This window comes from Parasphingorhabdus sp. NYA22 (assembly GCF_976973735.1).
Genome location: NZ_OZ333477.1, coordinates 2,822,719 through 2,843,641 on the forward strand (window position 1 = coordinate 2,822,719; position 20,923 = coordinate 2,843,641).

Sequence of the window (20,923 nt, forward strand, 5' to 3'; positions counted from 1 at the left end):
AGATACACATGGATATTCGCGCCGCAGAAATTTCAAAGGTCATCAAGGACCAGATCGCCAATTTTGGCAATGAAGCCCAGGTTTCCGAAGTCGGAACCGTGCTCGCCGTCGGTGACGGTATTGCCCGTATTCACGGCCTCGATCAGGTGCAAGCCGGCGAGATGGTTGAATTCTCCAACGGTATTCAGGGCATGGCGCTGAACCTCGAGGCTGACAATGTCGGCGTCGTGATCTTCGGCTCTGACGCTGAAATCAAAGAAGGCGACGTGGTCAAGCGGACCGGCACGATTGTGGACGTTCCGATCGGCAAGGAATTGCTTGGTCGTGTGGTCGACGGTCTCGGCAACCCGATTGATGGCAAGGGCCCGATCAACACCACGCAGCGTAGCCGGGTGGAAGTCAAGGCGCCGGGCATTATCCCGCGTAAATCGGTCCACGAACCCGTCCAGACCGGCCTGAAAGCGCTCGACGCTCTCGTTCCTGTTGGCCGTGGCCAGCGCGAATTGATCATTGGTGACCGTCAAACCGGCAAGACCGCTGTCGCGATCGACACGTTCATCAACCAGAAGACAGTCAACGCCGGTGATGATGAAAGCAAGAAGCTCTACTGCATCTATGTTGCCATCGGCCAGAAACGCTCGACGGTTGCACAGATCGTCAAGAGCCTCGAAGAAAATGGCGCCATGGAATATTCGATCGTGGTTGCCGCAACCGCTTCCGAGCCTGCGCCTCTCCAGTATCTCGCACCTTATACCGGTGTGACGATGGGCGAATATTTCCGCGATAACGGCATGCACGCCTGTATCGTTTATGACGATCTCTCCAAGCAGGCTGTGGCTTATCGCCAGATGTCCCTGCTGTTGCGTCGTCCTCCAGGACGTGAAGCTTATCCTGGTGACGTTTTTTATCTTCACAGTCGCTTGCTTGAGCGTGCCGCGAAGATGAACGAAGCCAATGGCTCCGGTTCCTTGACCGCATTGCCGATCATCGAGACCCAGGCTGGCGACGTTTCGGCTTACATCCCGACCAACGTGATTTCGATCACCGACGGCCAGATCTTCCTCGAAACCGACCTGTTCAACCAGGGCATCCGTCCCGCAATTAACGTGGGTCTGTCGGTTTCCCGTGTTGGTTCTGCTGCACAGACTAAGGCGATGAAAAAGGTTTCGGGTTCGATCAAACTCGATCTCGCGCAATATCGTGAAATGGCTGCGTTTGCGCAGTTCGGTTCCGATCTCGATGCGTCGACCCAGAAATTGCTGGCACGTGGCGAGCGTTTGACGCAGCTTCTGAAACAGGCGCAATTCTCGCCTCTTCCATTCGAAGAGCAGACTGCTTCGATCTACGCTGGTACCAACGGCCATCTCGACACGGTCGGCGTTACTGATGTTGTGCGTTATGAAGCAGCGATGCTCGCTCATTTGCGCAGCGAACATGCCGACATATTGAAAACGATCCGTGAAAGCGGTGACTTGGCGGATGATACCAAGGCGGCTCTGGAAGCGGCTCTGGCAGCATTTGGCAAAGCGTTCGTATAAGGAGAAAATGTCGTCCCGGGCTTGATCCGGGATCCAGAGAATAAAGGAGCCGCGAAGCGACATTTTTATTGAACTGGGTTCCCGCCTTCGCGGGAATGACAATTGAAGGAATGAAATGGCTAGTCTTAAAGAACTGAAAGATCGGATCGCGTCGGTTAAGTCGACCCAGAAGATCACCAAAGCCAAGAAGATGGTTGCAGCAGCCAAGTTGCGTCGGGCGCAAATGGCCGCCGAAGCTGCGCGTCCTTATGCCGAGCAAATGGAAAATGTGATGGCGAGCCTCGCCACCAAGGTTTCGATTGATGTAAATACATCGAAACTGCTGGCAGGTACGGGCAAGCTGGAAACCCATCTGCTGGTCGTCGCCACTTCAGACCGCGGCCTGTGCGGCGCGTTCAATGCCAATATCGTGAAGGAAGCCCGCGCCAAGGCAGAGCGGCTTCTGGCCGAAGGTCATAAGGTTTTATTCTACATGGTCGGCCGCAAGGGTATTCCGATCATCAAGCGTTTCTATCCCGGCCAGATTTTGAAGCATTTCGATACGTCGACCGTCAAGGCACCGGGATATGAAGAGGCCAAGGCGATTGCGGAGGACCTGACGGATATGATCGAAGAGGGCAAATATGATGTTGCCCATTTGTTTTACGGCAAGTTCAAATCCGCTTTGGTACAGGAGCCTACCGTCCAGCAGATCATTCCGATTGCAGTTCAAGACGGCGCTATTTCCGAGGCGGGCGGTGCAGTGGATTATGAACCGGACAAGGAAGAAATCCTGGCCGAACTGCTCCCGCGCAACCTGACCACTCAAATTTTCGGTGCATTGCTTGAAAATAACGCGTCAGAGCAAGGGGCATCGATGACCGCCATGGACAATGCGACCCGCAATGCCGGCGATCTGATCGACAACCTCACGATTGTTTACAACCGCAGCCGTCAGGCCGCGATTACCACCGAATTGATTGAAATCATCGCTGGCGCTGAAGCGCTCTAAAGCACGTACGCAAGGAAACGGAAAAATGGCAAAAACCAAAAATATAGGCCGCATTTCACAGGTTATCGGCGCTGTCGTCGACGTAACCTTTGACGGCGAAATCCCGGCAATTCTCTCGGCTCTTGAAACCGACAATAACGGCAACCGGTTGGTCCTCGAGGTTGCACAGCATCTCGGCGAGAACACGGTTCGTACCATCGCAATGGATGCGACCGAAGGTCTGACCCGCGGTCAGGAAGTCACCGACACCGGTTCGCAGATCATGATGCCTGTTGGTCCTGAAACGCTTGGCCGGATCATGAACGTGATCGGCGAGCCAATCGACGAACGCGGCCCGATCGGCAACAAAGCTACCTCTCCTATTCACGCGGAAGCCCCTGCTTTTGTCGACCAGTCCACCGAGAATGAAATTCTGGTGACGGGCATCAAGGTTGTCGATCTGCTCGCGCCTTATGCAAAAGGCGGCAAGATCGGCCTGTTCGGCGGCGCCGGCGTGGGCAAGACCGTTCTTATTCAGGAACTGATCAACAATATCGCAAAAGGCCATGGCGGCACATCCGTCTTCGCCGGTGTTGGTGAGCGTACCCGCGAAGGTAACGATCTCTATCACGAATTTCTCGACGCTGGCGTTATCGCCAAGGATGCCGACGGCAATCCGAAGTCGGAAGGCTCCAAAGTGGCTCTCGTATTCGGCCAGATGAACGAGCCTCCAGGAGCGCGTGCTCGTGTGGCTCTGTCCGGTCTGACCCAGGCGGAATATTTCCGCGACGTCGAAGGCCAGGACGTTCTGTTCTTCATCGACAATATTTTCCGCTTCACCCAGGCTGGTTCGGAGGTGTCCGCACTGCTCGGCCGTATTCCTTCGGCTGTGGGCTATCAGCCTACCCTGTCGACCGACATGGGTCAGTTGCAAGAACGCATTACTTCGACCAACAAGGGTTCGATTACATCGGTTCAGGCCATTTACGTTCCTGCCGATGACTTGACCGACCCTGCACCGGCAACATCCTTTGCCCACCTCGACGCAACCACCGTTTTGAACCGTGCGATTTCGGAGCTTGGCATCTACCCTGCTGTTGATCCGCTCGACTCAACCTCGCGTGTTCTCGAACCGCGTGTTGTTGGCCAGGAACATTATGATACGGCCCGTGCTGTTCAGGAAACCCTGCAGAAATATAAGTCTTTGCAGGACATTATCGCCATTCTCGGCATGGACGAGCTTTCGGAAGAAGATAAGCTGGTCGTCCAGCGCGCCCGTAAAATCCAGAAGTTCCTGTCGCAGCCGTTCCACGTTGCGGAAGTCTTCACCGGCATCAAGGGCAAGTTCGTTGATCTCGAAGATACGATCAAATCGTTCAAGGCTGTTGTTGAAGGCGAATATGATCACCTTCCAGAGAACGCTTTCTACATGGTCGGCGGCATCGAAGAAGCGATCGAAAAAGGCAAAAAAATGGCTGCTGAAGCGGCTTAATGAATCGAAGCCTTCTCCCTTGAGGGAGAAGGATACGGAGGCTTGCTGGCTTGCCAGCTAGCCGAAGTTGGATGAGGGTGCTCCCTGCGCCAGATGGCAGAACACCCTCACCCAGCTATGACTAGGCAGCAAGCTGCCAAGTCGTCGCAACCCTCTCCCTCCAGGGAGAGGGATAAAGGATATGAAAATGGCAAATCTACATTTCGAACTCGTAACCCCAGAGAAGCTCGTCCGGTCGGAAGATGTCTATATGGTGGTGGTGCCCGGTATCGAGGGTGATTTTGGCGTGCTTGCCCATCACGCCGGCGTGATGTCGACGATCCGCGATGCGGAACTGGTTATTTACGCCAGCGAAGGCGCGACGCCGGAGACGATTTCCGTGCAGGGCGGCTTTGCCCAGGTCAATGAAAAGGGCCTGACGGTTCTGGCCGAGGCTGTTTCCTGATCTGATCCTTGATCGTCCGCTATCAGTCTGAATAGCGGGTAAATATCCACAGCGCCATATTAGCCAGAAGGCTATATGCCAATATGGCATAGGCCGCGCCGAGACCGCCCTGACTGGGTATCAGGGCCGCCAGCAGGCCGAGCAGAACCGATGCTGCGGCAGCGCGTATCCAGAGAATTGCCCGGGGACGGCCAGCGGCCATCAAATTGGGTTCGAAATTGACACCCCATAGTTCGACCGCCGCAGCCAGTGCCAGAACCAGAAGTATCGGATAGGCCGGCAGGAACGCATCTCCGGCAATCAGCTGCAACGCCGGTTTTCCGAGCAGAAGCGCAATGATCACCAACAATACGGAACCGACCGCGGATATGCGACTGGTCTGTGCGAACAGCGTCTTGCGGGCGTCGCCGCCCTCATGCGAATCCACTGCGCTCAGTTCCGCATAAACGGCTCGACCGAGCATATCGGCGAGCCGCGCGACCGCGTCTTTCAACTGATAGGCCAATCGAAACAGTCCGGCGGCGGCCGGGCCGACAAAAAAGCCAACAACCAGCAACGGAACCTGCTGCGCGATAGCTCTTACGGTCGTGCCGAGATTGGTGATCCAGAGAAAGCTGAAAAATTGCGAGAAGCTTCTTGGTGTCGCAAGTATCTCGGAGAACCCGAGGCCGGCAAACCGGACGGGCGTGACCAGCCGGACAGTCACCCAATAGGCGAAGCAAGTGAGTACCTCCGCCGCAGCCCAGGCGATCAGAAAGCCCTTTATATCGGGCGAGAATGACCAGGCCAGCAAGGCGCCGCCAAATCGGGCCAGCGGCGTCATCGCAGCGGCCATTGCACCATCGCGGAACCGGTCGAACAGGCGCAATATCCCGATAGCGGAGGAACGCACACTGAGCAGGCTGACAACCGCAAACAGGATCGCCATTTTTATCATTTCATCCTGCCAGCCGAACTGGTGCGCAAAAATCGCTATCAAGCCGGTAACCAGCAATATCCCGAGCAGAGCCGAGCTGACGTCAAGCAGCAGACAGAATGCAGCGAGCCTGTTGATCTCGTCATCTGCCTTTCGCGCCTGCAGCTGGCTGCCGAAGCGGATTACCAGTTGCCAGCTTTCAAAAGAGACAAATGCCGAAGCGACCTGTGCCGTCACCAGTATCAGCGTGAAATATCCAAAACCGGCAGGCTCGAGCAACCTGGTCGCCAATGCCAGATAGAATAGGCTCAGCACCGCACCGAAACCCTTTCCAGCCAGCAGCCAGCCAAGGTTTTTGATCACACGACTGAGCGAGCTATTGGACTCGAAAAAGGATCGAACCCCGATAATAATCTTGTTATTCAACAGTACACCTGCAATCCGACCAACAGAAATTCATGTCCGAGGAAACCCTTCAGACATACTGGACCCATTTGTATGAAAATTGCCTTCCTGTTCATTGCAGAAGCGTATCAAACTTATCACGGCTACACCATAGCTCTGGAACTGGCCAAACGCGATGGGTGTGACGTGATCGCATATTATAATGATCCGACAGTGCCTGAGCATTTGCTGCGGATAGCGACTGCAAATGGCGTCAAACCCGTACCTGTGAAGCGCCTGAAACGCGGCTTTCTGGGCTGGATGATCCAATCAGTACGCTTTCTTGGTATGGCGAAAAACCAGGTCATGCGCGCGAATATGCGGGAACTATTATCCTATGATGTAATCGTTTCGGTCGAGAATACGGTCGCCTGGCTTGCCAAGAAGCGCAAATCCGACCGTCCTGTTTTCGTGTTCAAAAGCCATGGCGCGGGCGACAGGGATGTCGCCTGGCATCCCCGCATCGCAGAGTTCGATCTGCTCCTGCCACACGGATCCAAGACAGCGGAACGATATCTGGAACAGGGACTGGGTCAGCCGAACGGGATCGTAACAACCGGCTATCTGAAAACCGAGGTCACGGAACGGCTGCGCAAGGGAAAGCAGGCGTTGTTCGAAAACGACCGGCCGGCCGTCATCTACAATCCGCATAAGGACCGGAAGCAATCATCATGGCGACAGGCAATCGAGCCGATGCTGGACCAGTTTGCCAGACAGGATATATTCAACCTGATCGTAGCGCCCCATATCAAGATGTTCCGCAGACGGTCGGCAAGCGTTAGAGAGAAGTGGGAAAGCCGCAGCACCGAGAATATCCTCATCGACACCTGCTCGGACCGCCTGCTTGATAACAGCTATACTGTCGCGGCGGATATTTATATCGGGGATGTCAGCAGTCAGGTTTATGAGTTCACGGCCCGGCCCAGACCGTGCGTATTTCTCAATTTCAACAAGATAGATTGGCGGGACAACCCCAATTATCTGTTCTGGCAAATGGGCGAGGTTATTGACGATCCTGCCGACATATTTGCCGCCGTGGCGCGCGCGCACGAAATGCATCCGCAATATATCGAGATACAGAAAAAACTGACGCGCGACGCGCTAGGCGATGACATTGAAAACGGAGCCGAATATGCGGCGGATGCGATTATGGACTATTATCACCATGGCAAGACGCAGCGCAAATAGGGAAAGCGAACGTTACTGATTGACCATTTTTGAGGGAAAATGCTGCTGTTCGTGTAACTTTGGACAGACCGGCATCTCGCATTGCTTCAGCAAGTTTCCCAAATAGCCTAGGCTTCCAGCACTGTCGTCGCCTTCCGGGAGCTGCGCCAAAGCAGCAATCCACTGAAAATTATCAAAAAGCCCCCGAACATCGCGGTACGGTCAATCGGATCATCAAAGACAAAGACGCTGATGGCCGTCGCGATCAGCAACTGGATATAGACAATCGGCGCGATCGCCGCCGCGGTCGTTCGCATCGTTGCCATGAACAGCAGGAAATGACAGCCCGTCGCAGTCAGTGCCACCAACAGGCAGCGCAGCACAACGTCCCAATCCGGCGCACTGGGGACGGCCATGACAGGGACCAGCCAGTGCCCGATCAGCGAAGCAATGATCAGAAATACTGCCGCCCAGAAGGCAATATAGAATTGCGCCGCGAAGATCGACCGCTGGGTCGACACCATGCGGTTGAGGATCAGCATCGTCGACATGGCAAAGGCGGAAATCAGCGGCAATATAGCCACCCAGCCAAAGGCGGCAACATTGGGACGCAGCATGATCAGCACCCCGGCAAATGCAATGATCGTCGCGACCCATGTCCGGGGCGGCATCTTTTCTTTCAGAAACCAGCCGGAAAATAATGCGGTGAGGATCGGGTTGATAAAGGATATCGCCACCGCATCTGCCAGCGGCATGATATAAATGGCGGAAAAGAAGCTGATGGTCCCGACAAACAACGCAAATCCGCGCGCAACGTGGAGCCACGGCCGGTTGACCTGAAAGCCGCGACGACCCTCCCGCATGAACAGGATTACCGCGAGAGCCAGCGCACCGATCGCAAAGCGAAGCGCTGCCACAGCCGGCGCCGGCCAGTCTCCGGCCATCGACTTGATCACCGCATCACCGAGCGGGAAACCGGCAAAGGCCACCAGCGCGAGTGTGATACCGCTGGCGGCTGCCCGATCACGAGAATGGTCAGCAGTCAAAATTTTGTTCCTTGCGCATATTGTCGGCTTAGCGGCTGCTTTATGCGGAGCAAGTCACAAAAATGCATGAACAATCGTCCTGTTGAAATCAGGCAGATTTACCAGTTTATTAACCATTTTCGGGGAAAGAGGGCATTGATCGTGTGACATTAGACATATCGGACAGAATAGCATGAGCGCATTTGGCAAGAAAAATGGACTGGGCGGCGGTAAACCGTCTTTTGGCGTGGCGAAGCCCATGACCGGCGGCGGCAAGAAGATTGCCGAGCCAGAAAATCGCGATGACAATCTGGGTGGCAACCAGTTTCCGCCGCTTGAATCCATTCCGCTCACCGATAACGAAACGCCATCCTCACCAGCTCCTGCGCAAAGTGACGCAATGGCGCGCCTTTCCGAGCGTTCGCAACCGCTGGCAGAAGATTCCGAAAAGGAAGAGGGCTTTGGTGCCTCGGTCCACAAGATCAAGGAACAGGTGCTGCCGCGCTTGCTAGAGCGCGTCGACCCGGAAGCCGCCGCGACCCTGAACAAGGAAGAACTGACCGAAGAATTCCGCCCGATCATCATGGAAGTGCTGACCGAGTTAAAGCTCACGCTCAACCGGCGCGAACAATTTGCGCTGGAAAAAGTGCTGGTCGACGAATTGCTCGGCTTTGGACCGCTCGAAGAGCTGCTGAGCAATCCGGACATCTCGGATATCATGGTCAACGGTCCCGAACAGACCTATATCGAAATCAAGGGCAAGCTCGAAATCGCGCCGATACAGTTCCGGGACGAGGAACATCTGTTCCAGATCGCCCAGCGGATCGTCAACCAGGTCGGCCGCCGCGTCGACCAGACAACGCCGCTTGCCGATGCGCGCCTGAAGGACGGCTCGCGTGTGAACGTAATCGTTCCGCCGCTGAGCCTCAAAGGCACCGCGATCTCGATTCGTAAATTTTCCGAGAAACCGATCACTCTCGATATGATGAAGGGCTTCGGCTCCATGTCCGATGACATGTGTACGGCGCTCAAGATTGCCGGCGCATGCCGCTTCAACGTTGTTATCTCGGGCGGTACCGGTTCCGGTAAGACGACCATGCTCAATGCGATGTCGAAAATGATCGATCCGGGTGAACGCGTACTGACGATCGAGGATGCCGCCGAGCTTCGTTTGCAACAGCCGCACTGGCTGCCGCTCGAAACCCGTCCGCCCAACCTTGAAGGCGAAGGCGCGATTACCATCGGCGATCTCGTCAAGAACGCCCTGCGTATGCGGCCTGACCGGATCATCCTTGGTGAGATTCGTGGCGCGGAATGTTTCGACCTTCTGGCCGCCATGAACACCGGCCATGATGGCTCCATGTGTACGCTTCACGCCAACAGCCCGCGCGAATGTCTCGGCCGTATGGAGAATATGATCCTGATGGGCGACATCAAAATCCCGAAGGAAGCCATTTCCCGCCAGATCGCCGAATCCGTCGATCTGATCGTCCAGGTGAAGCGTCTGCGCGATGGTTCGCGCCGCACGACCAACATCACCGAGGTAATCGGGATGGAGGGCGACGTGATCGTCACCCAGGAATTGTTCAAATATCAATATCTCGACGAGGATGCCGACGGCAAGATCATCGGTGAATATGTATCGGCGGGCCTGCGGCCCTATACGCTCGAAAAAGCGCGACAATATGGCTTTGACCAGCCGCTGCTGGAAGCCTGCCTGTAATCACGCGCTCATCCGGTCGAGATTATTCCCAGTCCGAAGGCAATCGATATCCCGAAGGTCAGCAACGCCAAGGCGGTGATGGTTGACCAAGGCATGAAGCCGACATCTTCAATATCACGGCGATTGTTGCGGCGCCGGTTGCCGATCTCCGAGATCAGGGCAACCGTACCCGACAGCCCGCAGATCACCATCCACAGCGGCGGCATATAGGCTTAGCCTTTGTCTATCATATTGATGATGCCGGAGAAATCCTTGCCGCCCTGCCCCTGTCCTTCGGCATATTGCTCATAGAGTTTCGCCGCTGCTGCGCCCATCGGTACATCAGCGCCGGCGCTTTGCGCAGCCTCCATCGCCAGGCGCAGATCCTTGAGCATCAAAGCGGCGGCAAATCCACCTTCGTAACCATTGTCTGCCGGACTTTGCGGACCGACACCGGGTACTGGGCAATAACTGGTCATCGACCAGTTTTGTCCCGAAGCTTTCGAGGAAATATCATAGAAGTTCTGCAGATCGAGACCCAGCTTCTCCGCCATCTTGAACGTCTCGCAAGTGGCGATCATCGACGCGCCGAGTAGCATGTTGTTGCAGATCTTCGCTGCCTGTCCGGCACCATTGCCGCCAGCATGGATTACCGCCTTGCCCATGTCGGACAGGATCGGCTCCGCGCGCTTGAAGCCTTCGTCGCTGCCGCCAACCATGAAGGTCAATGTGCCGCCATTAGCCGCAGCGATACCGCCAGATACCGGCGCATCGACAGGCACAAGGCCCTTGGCCTCCGCCATGGTCGCCACGTCGCGGGCGCTGTCGACGTCGATGGTCGAGCAGTCGATCACCAATGTGCCGGGATTGGCATTGATGATGATTTCATATTCATAGACTTTGCGGACATGGGTGCCGGCCGGGAGCATGGTAACCACGGCTTCCATATTCTGGATCGCCTGAGAAGCATCGCTGACCGGATGGCAGCCCGCTTCTCCCGCTTTAGCCAGCGCCTCGCCAGACAGGTCAAAGGCAAAAACCTCATGCCCCGCCTTCGCGAGATTGGCAGCCATGCCGCCGCCCATATTGCCAAGGCCGATAAATCCGATTTTCATTATAGTCTCCAGTGATTGTCAGCGAAACAAAGCCATGCGGCGTTGCGAGGTAGAAGCAGCTAGTTCTAGCGCCCCTTCCATTGGCCTTCACGCTTCTCGATAAACGCGGCCATGCCCTCTTTCTTGTCTTCGGTGGCTGTCAGGATCTGGAACAGACGCCGTTCGTGGACCAAGCCCTGCTCGAGATTATTTTCGAACGCTGCATTGACCATTTCCTTATTCACCTGCGCGGCCATCGGCGGCATCGAGGCGACAAGCGCAGCCGATTTAAGCGCTTCATCGAGCAATTCGTCATGCGGCACCACGCGAGCAACCAGCCCGGAGCGTTCGGCTTCTTCTGCGTCCATCATCCGGCCGGTCAGGCACATTTCCATCGATTTGGCCTTGCCGATCGCGCGGGTCAGCCGCTGCGAGCCGCCCATGCCCGGTGCGACGCCTAGCTTGATTTCCGGCTGACCGAATTTCGCCTTGTCGCTGGCAATGATATAATCTGCCATCATCGCCAGTTCACAGCCGCCGCCGAGCGAGAAGCCGTTGACCGCGGCGATCCACGGCTTGCGGGTGGCCTTGACGATATGGCTGGTCCATTTGGCGAAGAAATCTTCCAGATAGAAATCAGCCGCGGACTTGTCGTACATTTCCTTGATATCGGCACCGGCAGCAAAAGCCTTGTCGCCGGAACCGGTCAGGACGGCGCAATTTTGCGTGTCATCAGCCTGAAAAGCAGCAAAGGCGTCAATCAATTCTTCGAGCACCTGGCTGTTCAATGCATTCAGGGATTTGGGCCGGTTGAGAGTAATCAGGGTGACCGCACCCTTTTTCTCGGTGAGAATTGTTTCGTAAGTCATAGGGGCTTCCATTCTTCTTTTGCTGGCAGGGGTGCGAAAATCGCATCAATCCATTCGTCGGTCACTTCTTCGGGGGTGGCCGGATTCCATTTCGGATCATTGTCCTTGTCGATTATCAGTGCCCGCACGCCTTCGAGGAAATCGTGCATAACCAGCACATGATAGCCGATCCGATATTCGTTGCGCATTTCATCGGCGAAGCTATCCATCGCCGCGCCTTCCTTGAGCTGGCGCAAAGCCACCTTGCAGGTCTGCGGGCTCTTGGTGCCCAGAGTACCGCGTTCCTTGGCGGCCCAGTCGCTGTCATCGGCATCAAGCGCGGCCAATATGTCCTCATAAACATCCGAGGCGAAAAACTTGTCGATCTTGTCGAGATTGCTGGCGATCCGAGCCTCCGGAATATTGGCAGAAAGCTGCCCCAATATACCTTCGATCCGGTCCGGGTTCTCGGCAATTCTCTGCTTGGCTTCATCCAGAGACTCTGATGGCAAATAATGGGTCGCGAGGCCCACTTCCTTGCATTCCGCGCCATCCAGACGTGCGCCGGTCAACGCCAGAAATTGGCCCAAACGTCCGCTCAATCGAGATAGATACCAGCCACCGCCAACATCCGGGAACAGGCCAATGCCCGTTTCCGGCATGGCAAAGCGTGTATTCTCCGTCGCAACGCGATAGGGCGCAGGCTGGGATATACCCACGCCGCCGCCCATGGTGATACCGTCCATGAAGGCGATAAGCGGTTTGGGATATTCGAACATCAGATGGTTGAGCTGATATTCCTTGTAGAAAAACTCACGGCCTTTCTTACCGTCCGTCATGCCGGATTCGCGCAGCATGGCAATATCGCCACCGGCGCAAAAACCCCTGCCTTCGCTATGATCGATGATCACCGCTTCGACTTCGTCATCGTCGCGCCATTCGAGCAGCGCGTCGATCATCCCCAAACACATGTCGAGATTGAGCGAATGGATCACTTTGGGCCGGTTCAGGCTGATATGGCCGACCCGGCCGGTTTTTCTGATAATGAGATCTTCTGTCATAATTTACCTTATTGCCGAAGCAGTTCGCGCGAAACGATCATCCGCATAACCTGATTGGTGCCCTCGAGAATGCTATGCACCCGCAGATCGCGCCAGAAACGTTCGATAGGATAGTCCTGTAAATAGCCATAACCGCCAAAGAGTTGCAGGGCATCGTTGACGATCTGGCTGCCATTGTCCGTAGCGAGGCGCTTAGCCATGGCCGCGAATTTGGTCTTGTCCGGCGCGCCTTCGGTCACCTTGGCAGCCGCGAGATAAAGCAACGCGCGCGAAGCTTCAAGATCGGTCGCCATATCGGCAAGCGTGAACTGGGTATTCTGGAAATCGCTGATCGCCTTGCCGAATTGCTTGCGATCCTTGGTATAGGCGACCGCTTCATCGAGACAGCGCTGTGCACCACCAAGCGAACAGGCGCCAATGTTCAATCGTCCGCCATCAAGGCCCGCCATCGCAATGCGAAAGCCCTCGCCTTCATCACCGACGCGGTTTTCAACGGGAACCCGAACACTATCGAAATTCACCTGGGCAGTCGGCTGCGAGTGCCAACCGAGTTTCTTTTCGTTTGCGCCGAAACTGACGCCTTCCATGTCCTTTTCGATGACGAGGCAAGTAACGCCCTTCGCGCCATCATCAGACGTTCGTGTCATGGTGACGTAAATTTCGTTCTCGCCACCGCCGGAAATGAACTGTTTCGAGCCGTTGACGATATAATCATCACCGTCCCGAACCGCCTTTGTCTTCAGCGAGGCCGCGTCGGATCCCGCGCCGGCTTCGGTCAGGCAATAGCTGGAGATTTTCTCCATCGGCACCAACTCGGGCAGATATTTGTCCTTCACCGCCTGTGATCCGAATGTGTCGATCATCCAGCTGGCCATATTATGGATCGAGATGAAAGCGCTGGTCGAGGGACAACCATAAGCCATCGCTTCCATGATGATCGCCGATTCCAGTCGGCCAAGACCAATACCGCCGGATTCCTCGGATACATAGATACCGCCGAAGCCGAGATCTGCCGCTTGTTTGATCGTGTCGCGCGGGAAGATATGCTTCTCGTCCCATTCGGCAGCAAAAGGTGTGATCGCGTCGGCAGTAAATTTCTGCGCCATTTCCTGAATGGCGAGCTGGTCTTCGGTCAGGGAAAATTGGGTCATATCGGATTCTTGCTTTTTGCCATTGTAGCGGCGGTTGATTCTGTTCCTCGCATTACCCGCAATATGTTGCCGCGGGCGATTTTTGCAAGGTCGGCTGCGCTATATCCACGCTTTGCCAGTTCAGCAAACAGCAGCGGATAGGTCGATACGTCCGAGAGGTCGTCGGGGGTGAACGGGATTCCGTCATAGTCTCCGCCGAGGCCGATATGGTCTATGCCGGCAACATCGCGAATATGATCGATATGGTCAGCGATATCCGTTGCCGTAACCGGCGGCATAGTATTTGCTTCATTCCAGTCCGCCAGATGGGCTGTTCGCGCCACCGCATCGCCGGGATATAGAGCAGCCGCACGAGCTTCTTCTGCCTTTTCCGCAGCGGCCCAGTCCCGGTTTTTTGCATTGACGTAGGACGGCACGAACGTGACCATCACCAGCCCGCCATTGGCTGGCAGCCGCTTCAGCACCGCGTCCGGCACATTGCGGGGATGTTTGGTAACACCATCCGCAGAGCTATGGCTGAACATCACGGGCGCCTTGGTCACATCAAGCGCGTCATTCATCGTGGCTTCGGAAACATGGCTTATGTCGACGATCATGCCGAGCCGGTTCATCTCCTGGACTACCGAAACGCCAAAGTCTGACAGGCCGTCGCTTTCGGGCGCATCCGTTGCGCTATCGGCCCAGTCGAGCGTTTTCCAGTGGGTCAGCGTCATGTAGCGCGCGCCCAGAGCATAAGTCTGCCTGAGTACGGCCAGCGAATTGCCGATTGAATGGCCGCCTTCCATACCGATCAACGAGGCGATACGGCCATTTTCCCGGGCCGCCTCCACGTCATCAGCGGTCAGGGCAAGTTGCAGATCATCCGGATATGTATCGATCAGCCGGTGGACGATATCAATCTGCTCGATCACCCGCTGAACCGCCTCAAACTGGGGCAATTCGGGGTCGATCCATACCGACCAGAACTGACCGCCGACTCCTCCGTGCCGGAGTCGAGAAATATCGGTGTGCATCGGCTTCGAACCCGTCCCGTTGGTCGGCAATGTGTCTCGAAAGTCGAATTCCGAGAAATCACTGCCGAACCGCTCGGCAATCTGTTCGGGCGCGTCATTATGCCCGTCGATGACCGGGCTTTTGGCGAGCACCTGTTGCGCCACCTGTTCCGGTGTTTGCGCCAACGCCGATGGGGTGCCTAGTGCGGCAAAGCCCAAAACAAGGCCGGAGATGATAGGGATGGTTTTCATGCAACGAGGTCTAGTCGCGCAGCACCCTCTCGGCAAATAGCTTTTTTGCTACTTTTTGATCATTACGCTTGTACCATCGATTGCCGATGTTGCGCTCGGCGGCCAGCATCTGTGTGCGGGTACCATCGGCAAAATCGACGTCCGGCTCCATATTGGCAATCGGGTCGCGATAAGCCTCGTCGGCGGTGACAATCGTCCAGCCGTACGCCTTGAGCGCTGCTGCCAGATCATCGACGAACATCGCGGACAAATCGGTTTCATGCAGCAATATCATCTGTACCGGCGCTCTATCCAGCGTCCGCCGCGCCAGATCGTCCGAGAATTCGGCCGATTGCACATAGGATTCGACAAACAGGTCGCGCAGCGCGTTCCAGTCCATGATCTTTCCCGCCCTGGCCGCCGAGATCGCCATGTCCTCCAGATACCAGTCGGACGCATCAACCGTTACATAGCCGTTCATCAGACCGCGCTTTTTCAGACCAGTCCGCACCGCATCGCGCTTCACTCTGTTTTTCCGTCCTTCATCGAGAAACGGGAAGCGGAACCACGGGCGGTAACTGGGTTTGTCTTTCAGCCAGACCTCCGCTGCATCAATATCGGCGAGAAAGGTCTCGACCGATACGGCTGAGAGCTTGCTGTGTTTGGCAGTATGGTTAGCCAGGACATGTCCGGCCTTGGCATACGCAGCGATATCGGCCGCGTCATTGTCGTAAGCGGTAATCCGCCCCGTGTTGATGAAGAAGGCGGCTTGTTCGATGCCCGCTGTTTTCAGCGCCTCGATCAACAGCTTCGGTCGCTCGTCCGGTTCCAGAAAAGCGCCCTTGCCCCGCGGCGCATCGTCGAAACTGAAGGCGATGCGCTTGTCGGACATTGCGACCGGCGAAGGCAGGGCCATTGTCTCGTTTGCAACATTGTCCGGACGCCAGAAGGCGAACAGGACAAGTGCCAGCAGAACCGATGGCAGCAACAGCCTTGGCGACAGCGCTAGCAACGCGGCACCGGGATCAATATCGAGTAGGCAGCCATGATGATCGTTTCCGCCCGAAACACCAGAATTTCCAGCATTTCGGGCGGCTTGTCCTGATTTGGAACTCTACAGCGCCAAAGCCTTACCGGTCCATTAGCCCATGGTCGGAATGACGAACGCATCCTTGTTGCCGCCATCGGCCGTGCCGTCAGGCCAGCGCTGGGTGATCGTCTTGACCTTGGTCCAGAATTTCACGCCTTCCATGCCGTGCTGGTTGGTATCGCCGAAAGCCGAGCGCTTCCAGCCGCCAAAGCTGTGATAGGCGACCGGTACCGGGATCGGTACATTGATGCCGACCATACCGACATTGACGCGGCTGGCAAATTCGCGGGCGGCGTGGCCGTTGCGGGTGAAGATCGCGACGCCGTTGCCATATTGATGCTGGCTCGGCAGCGCGAGCGCTTCTTCAAAATTCTTGGCGCGGACGATTTGCAGAACGGGGCCGAAAATCTCTTCCTTGTAGCTTTCCATATCGGTGGTGACATGGTCGAACAAAGATGGCCCGATGAAGCAGCCTTCTTCATGGCCCTGCAGCGAGAAGCCGCGGCCATCGACGACCAGTTCAGCGCCTTCGTCAACGCCTTTCTGGATCCAGCCTTCGACGCGCGCTTTTTGCGCCGGATTGACCATTGGGCCGTAATGCGCTTCCTCATCGGTCGAGACACCCACACGGAGCGCGTCCATTGCCGGGATCATTTTCTCGCGCAGACGGTCGGCGGTTTCCTCACCGACAGGAACGACCACCGGCAACGCCATGCAGCGTTCGCCAGCCGAACCGAAAGCAGCGCCAGACAGATCATTTACAACCTGATCGAGATCCGCGTCTGGCAGAACGATACCGTGGTTCTTCGCGCCGCCCATTGCCTGGACCCGCTTGCCGGCTGCAACGCCGCGCTGGTAAACATAATGGGCGATATCGGACGAACCGACGAAGCTGATGCCGCCAATAGCCGGATGATCAAGAATGGCATCGACCATTTCCTTGTCACCTTGCAGACATTGCAAAATGCCTTCTGGCAATCCGGCTTCGAGCATCAGTTCACAGAGCCGTACCGGTACCGACGGATCGCGTTCGGATGGTTTCAGAATGAAGGCGTTGCCGGTCGCGATGGCCGGTCCGAACATCCACATCGGAATCATCGCCGGGAAGTTGAACGGGGTGATGCCGGCGCCAATGCCGATCGGCTGGCGCATCGAATAGACGTCGATGCCGGGTCCTGCGCCCTGGGTATATTCACCCTTGAGGATATGCGGAATGCCGCAGCAGAATTCGATGACTTCCAGTCCGCGCTGGATGTCGCCCTTGGAGTCCGCGATCACCTTGCCATGTTCGATCGACAGCAGATTGGCCAGTTCGTCCATATGCGCTTCGACCAGTTCCTTGAACTTGAACATCACCCGTGCGCGGCGCTGCGGGTTGGTTGCAGCCCAGGCCGGTTGCGCTGCCAGAGCAGACTCTACCGCCTTGTCGAGCACCGCTGCGTCGCCGAGATCCACCTTGCCCTGGATACCGCCATTATTGGGATCGAAAATATCGCTCTGGCGGGAGGCTGCTGCGGTTCCGCCGGAGGCCAAGACATGGGTTACAGTGCGCATTGAAAGACTCCTGATTGCATTTGTCGGCTATATGCTATTAACCGCGCCAATGCACAACACCCGTACCGCTATCTTTATTGGCAAGATTGCATGATTAATGACGATGCAATCGGACAGAACCGGCCGATGGCAGGAATCCTCACGCGTCTGGCAGCGATGCTCTCGCTCGCGGTCATGTTTGCCTTTGTCAAACTGGCCGGTGAGCAAGGCGTGCATGTTACCGAAAGCCTGTTCTACCGCCAGTTGATCGCCATGCCGCTGATCTGCTTTCTGATCATGCGGAGCCGGGAGGGTTGGCCGTCGATCATTTCGAACAAGCACAAGCTCCATATCCTTCGCTCCTGTCTCGGCATTTTTGCCATGGGCCTCAACTTCTGGGCAATGACCCTGTTGCCGCTGGCCGACGCGACGACGATCAGCTTCACCGTGCCTATTTTCGCCACCCTGTTCGCCGCGATATTCCTGCGGGAGAAGGTTGGCATCAGGCGCTGGTCGGCAATCCTGATCGGCTTCATCGGCGTGCTGATCGTGGTCCAGCCGGGCGGATCTCTGATCCCCGCCTTCGGCGCAGCGGTTGCCCTTGGCGGCGCTCTCGTCACGGCGGCAGTCACCATGGTGATCCGCATGCTCGGCCGCACCGAAACCAGCGTCGTTACGATCTTCTGGTTCTCGGTCTACACCCTGCCCGCCCTCACCGTCTGCGCCTTCATTTACGGCGGCGGCCATGATGCCCAGACCTGGGGCTATCTGCTCGGCATCGGCATATTCGGCGCGCTCGGCCAGCTGTGCATCACCCAGTCGCTGCGCTATGCGCCGGTGTCGACGATCGTGCCGATGGACTATAGCGCGCTGATCTGGGCGACCTTCTTCGGGATCGTGATCTTCGGTCAATATCCCGGCCTGTCGATCTGGCTCGGCGCGCCGGTGATCATCGGTTCGGGTCTGTTCATTGCCTGGCGCGAACATGTCAAGGCAAGCAAGCTGACAGTTGCCAAGGCGGAGCCGAGCGCATAATCACTCCCGCCTAAGGGAGAGAGACATGCTGAAATTCATATCGTCCATCGGGGCGGCGCTTACGCTGCTATTGGCAACCGGCGCGCAGGCGGAAGAGGGACCCGCTGCCCTCCCCTATCCCGAAGTGACGATCTTCGAAGCCGCCAAGATCATCACCATGGAGCCCGGCTATCCCGAGGCCCGCTATGTCGCAACCGCCGACGGCATCATCCTCGGGCTTGGCCAGACTCTGGAAGATCTGGAAGCATGGACGAGGGATCGCAAGGTCACCGTCGACCGGCAGTTTTCCAAGCAGATCCTGATGCCCGGCTTTATCGAGCCGCATATCCATCCAATGCAGACGATCATGATGCTGCCGATGCCGTTCATCAGTCCCGAGGAATGGCAGCTCCCCGGCAAGACCTATCCTGCAGCCCGCGGCAAGGCGCAATATGAGCAGCGGCTGCGCGCGGAAATGGCCAAGAGCGAAGACGCCCTGTTTATCACCTGGGGCCATCACAAGCTGTTCCACGGCGACATGGACCGCGCCGAACTCGACCGCATCGCGCCCGACCGGCCGGTGGTGATCTGGCAACGGAGCTTCCACGAGATCATCGCCAACAGCAAGGCGCTGACCCTGCTCGGTATCGGCGACGAAGCGGCCTTTACCGCCGCGTTCAGCAAGCCCAATATCGATCCCGGCCATGCCGACTTTGCCAGCGGTATCATCCACGAAACCGCCCTGTTCAACGGCATCGAAATGCTCCGGCCCTATCTTTTCTCACCGGCCAAGGTGCAGCAGGGCCTTTCCGACATGCGCCAGATGATGCTGGAAAATGGCGTCACCACCAGCGCCGATCTGGCCTTTGGCGGCTTCGGCGGACCGGAGATGGAGTCGGCATTGTTCAAGAGCCTCTATGACCAGCCGACCACGCCATCCCGCATCCTCGCTATCCCTGTCGCGCCGCTGGTTACCGGCGATCCCAATGTCTGGCTCAAGGACATGAAAGCCAAATATGACAGCAGCAAATTCTTCTTCTCCAACCGGGTGAAGCTGTTTGCCGACGGCGCGTTCTTTGCCCAATATATGCAGATGAACCCGCCTGGTTACAGCGACGGTCACGAGGGTAAATGGCTGACCGAACCGGAAGAATTGCTCGAGCAGACCGCGCGTTTCTGGGACGCCGGCTGGAACCTGCATACCCATGTCAACGGCGACAAGGGGCTCGATGTGGTGCTCGACATCACCGAAAAGCTCGCCCTCCGCAACGGCCAGCATATCATCATGGAGCATCTCGGCTATTCGACCGAGGCGCAGAACCGGCGGATCGGCGAGATGGGCCTCTATGTTTCCGCCCAGCCCAATTATATCCGCATCCTCGGCGATGCCTATGCCAAGACCGGCATGGGCCCCGACCGCGCCGCGCAGATGAGCCGGCTCGGCTCGCTCGAGCGCAAGGGTGTCCCGCTCGGCCTGCACAGCGACTTTAACATGGCGCCGATCGACCCGCTCTATCTCGCCTGGGTGGCGAGCAACCGGATCACGCTCGACGGCAATGTCAAAGCGCCGAAAGAGCGGCTCTCGCTCGACAAGGCCCTGCGCGCGATCACTGTCGAGGCGGCGCAGGTTATCGGCCTGGATGATATGGTCGGCAGTATCGCCACCGGCAAGAAGGCCGATTTCACCGTACTGGATCGCGATCCCTATGTCGGCGGTGCGGCGAAGCTGCGGGAGGTCGGGATCGAGGGCGTGATATTCGAAGGGCGCTGGTTCCCGGCGGAATAGAGCGTCTGCAAACACCGTTCGCACCGAGCCTGTTGAAGTGCTTGCCGCGAGCAAGCTGGACAGCTTCGTCATCCTGAACTTGTTTCAGGACCCCTTGAGATTGCGCACCGCCGCCCGAGGTCCTGAAACAAGTTCAGGATGACGAGTGCACCCCAATCCGTTCGCGTCGAGCGTAGTCGAGACACATGGTACAAGGCTTCTCGACTTCGCTCGAAGCGAACGGATTTTTGCCATGAGCAATTCCAAAGTTCGTCAAAGTTAGGGCCAAGAACGGTTATTCGCGGCCAGCGGCATGATGTCTTTTTTGCACACAAAGCCACAAAGTCACAAAGACTTGGTGCGCGTTTCTAACACCCTTTGTAACTTTGTGTCTTAGTGCGAGCCCGCAAACAGCCCCGTTCGTCCTGAGCCTGTCGAAGGACCG

Annotated in this window: 18 protein-coding genes; 8 read left to right on the forward strand and 10 right to left on the reverse strand. The window is 56.8% G+C overall.

The genetic code is table 11. The features are described 5' to 3' along the window. The first annotated feature begins 8 nt into the window (after positions 1–8). The 4 genes from atpA (at position 9) to ACWFTY_RS13520 (ending at position 4,445) form a co-directional block, all read left to right on the forward strand. The gene (gene atpA / locus ACWFTY_RS13505; protein ID WP_447524708.1) at positions 9–1,538 is read left to right on the forward strand and encodes a F0F1 ATP synthase subunit alpha; all 1,530 of its coding nucleotides are present in this window, start codon (positions 9–11) and stop codon (positions 1,536–1,538) included. A 115-nt stretch (positions 1,539–1,653) separates the two neighbouring features. Continuing rightward, a complete protein-coding gene (locus tag ACWFTY_RS13510; RefSeq protein ID WP_447524709.1) occupies positions 1,654–2,529 on the forward strand; it encodes a F0F1 ATP synthase subunit gamma in 876 nt (291 codons plus the stop codon). 25 nt (positions 2,530–2,554) lie between these two features. Next, positions 2,555–4,000, forward strand: coding sequence for a F0F1 ATP synthase subunit beta (atpD, locus tag ACWFTY_RS13515; protein WP_447524710.1), 1,446 nt, complete (start codon positions 2,555–2,557; stop codon positions 3,998–4,000). 187 nt (positions 4,001–4,187) lie between these two features. Continuing rightward, a complete protein-coding gene (locus ACWFTY_RS13520) occupies positions 4,188–4,445 on the forward strand; it encodes an ATP synthase F1 subunit epsilon (protein ID WP_447524711.1) in 258 nt (85 codons plus the stop codon). Positions 4,446–4,467: 22 nt separating this feature from the next. Here ACWFTY_RS13520 and ACWFTY_RS13525 read toward each other — a convergent pair whose 3' ends face one another. Beyond that, entirely contained in the window at positions 4,468–5,787 is a 1,320-nt protein-coding gene (locus ACWFTY_RS13525; protein ID WP_447524712.1) for a lipopolysaccharide biosynthesis protein, read from the reverse strand. A gap of 72 nt (positions 5,788–5,859) precedes the next feature. Here ACWFTY_RS13525 and ACWFTY_RS13530 point away from each other — a divergent pair, with 72 nt between their 5' ends. Next, entirely contained in the window at positions 5,860–6,993 is a 1,134-nt protein-coding gene (locus ACWFTY_RS13530) for a hypothetical protein (RefSeq protein ID WP_447524713.1), read from the forward strand. Positions 6,994–7,100: 107 nt separating this feature from the next. On the opposite strand, the gene ACWFTY_RS13535 is transcribed toward ACWFTY_RS13530, so the two are convergent. After that, positions 7,101–8,018 (reverse strand): DMT family transporter, encoded by a 918-nt coding sequence (locus tag ACWFTY_RS13535; protein WP_447524714.1) that lies wholly within the window; start codon positions 8,016–8,018, stop codon positions 7,101–7,103. Positions 8,019–8,190: 172 nt separating this feature from the next. On the opposite strand from ACWFTY_RS13535, the gene ACWFTY_RS13540 reads away from it, so the two are divergent. Continuing rightward, complete coding sequence (locus ACWFTY_RS13540; protein ID WP_447524715.1) at positions 8,191–9,720, forward strand: CpaF family protein; 1,530 nt, start codon at positions 8,191–8,193, stop codon at positions 9,718–9,720. Between the two features lie 8 nt (positions 9,721–9,728). Here the strand turns inward: ACWFTY_RS13540 and ACWFTY_RS13545 are convergent, their stop codons facing one another. From ACWFTY_RS13545 to ACWFTY_RS13580, 8 genes are all read right to left on the reverse strand, one after another. Then, positions 9,729–9,926, reverse strand: coding sequence for a hypothetical protein (locus tag ACWFTY_RS13545; protein ID WP_447524716.1), 198 nt, complete (start codon positions 9,924–9,926; stop codon positions 9,729–9,731). Positions 9,927–9,932: 6 nt separating this feature from the next. Continuing rightward, a complete protein-coding gene (mmsB, locus tag ACWFTY_RS13550) occupies positions 9,933–10,814 on the reverse strand; it encodes a 3-hydroxyisobutyrate dehydrogenase (protein WP_447524717.1) in 882 nt (293 codons plus the stop codon). A 65-nt stretch (positions 10,815–10,879) separates the two neighbouring features. Further along, entirely contained in the window at positions 10,880–11,662 is a 783-nt protein-coding gene (locus tag ACWFTY_RS13555; RefSeq protein ID WP_447524718.1) for an enoyl-CoA hydratase-related protein, read from the reverse strand. After that, entirely contained in the window at positions 11,659–12,702 is a 1,044-nt protein-coding gene (locus ACWFTY_RS13560; RefSeq protein ID WP_447524719.1) for an enoyl-CoA hydratase/isomerase family protein, read from the reverse strand. Before ACWFTY_RS13560 ends, ACWFTY_RS13555 begins: the two co-directional genes overlap by 4 nt. Positions 12,703–12,710: 8 nt before the next feature. Continuing rightward, positions 12,711–13,853, reverse strand: coding sequence for an acyl-CoA dehydrogenase family protein (locus tag ACWFTY_RS13565; protein ID WP_447524720.1), 1,143 nt, complete (start codon positions 13,851–13,853; stop codon positions 12,711–12,713). After that, a complete protein-coding gene (locus ACWFTY_RS13570) occupies positions 13,850–15,097 on the reverse strand; it encodes a dipeptidase (protein ID WP_447524721.1) in 1,248 nt (415 codons plus the stop codon). The genes ACWFTY_RS13565 and ACWFTY_RS13570 overlap by 4 nt, the downstream gene beginning before the upstream one ends. 10 nt (positions 15,098–15,107) lie before the next feature. Then, the gene (locus ACWFTY_RS13575; protein ID WP_447524722.1) at positions 15,108–16,064 is read right to left on the reverse strand and encodes a polysaccharide deacetylase family protein; all 957 of its coding nucleotides are present in this window, start codon (positions 16,062–16,064) and stop codon (positions 15,108–15,110) included. 153 nt (positions 16,065–16,217) lie between these two features. Then, on the reverse strand, positions 16,218–17,720 hold the full coding sequence (locus ACWFTY_RS13580) for a CoA-acylating methylmalonate-semialdehyde dehydrogenase (RefSeq protein WP_447524723.1): 1,503 nt from the start codon (positions 17,718–17,720) through the stop codon (positions 16,218–16,220). Positions 17,721–17,810: 90 nt separating this feature from the next. Between ACWFTY_RS13580 and ACWFTY_RS13585 the strand changes: the two genes are divergently transcribed. After that, on the forward strand, positions 17,811–18,734 hold the full coding sequence (locus ACWFTY_RS13585) for a DMT family transporter (RefSeq protein WP_447524724.1): 924 nt from the start codon (positions 17,811–17,813) through the stop codon (positions 18,732–18,734). Between the two features lie 25 nt (positions 18,735–18,759). Continuing rightward, positions 18,760–20,499: an amidohydrolase gene (locus ACWFTY_RS13590; protein ID WP_447524725.1), complete on the forward strand. Its 1,740-nt coding sequence runs from the start codon at positions 18,760–18,762 to the stop codon at positions 20,497–20,499. Positions 20,500–20,923: the final 424 nt, after the last annotated feature.